Here is a 253-nt window from a genome sequence, read left to right as displayed (position 1 = left end):
CCGCATTTCTTCCTAAAAATTCAGATAAAAAAACATTTATAGAAGCCATAACAACGGTCTATAAAAATGGAGTTTTCTTCACAGCGGAAGACCACCAGATGCTCTTTTCCTACATGAACAGCTCTGCGAAAAAGAAATCCCTGTTTGAAATGGAAGATGAGCTTTCCGAGCGTGAAAAAGATGTGGTAAAGCTGATTTGCCAGGAATTTACCAACAACGAGATCGCGGAAAAGCTTTTTATCAGCCCTAGAAC

Annotated in this window: 1 protein-coding gene; it reads left to right on the top strand. The window is 39.5% G+C overall.

Annotated elements, in window-relative coordinates:
• Positions 1-253 (top strand): LuxR C-terminal-related transcriptional regulator (locus SCA31_RS24550; RefSeq protein WP_410699580.1); only part of this gene is annotated, 253 nt, incomplete at both ends.

The organism is Chryseobacterium sp. SIMBA_028 (assembly GCF_046535285.1).
Classification (GTDB): Bacteria; Bacteroidota; Bacteroidia; order Flavobacteriales; family Weeksellaceae; genus Chryseobacterium.
Note: the sequence above shows the minus strand (reverse complement) of the source record. Positions and strands in the feature narration are given on the sequence as shown.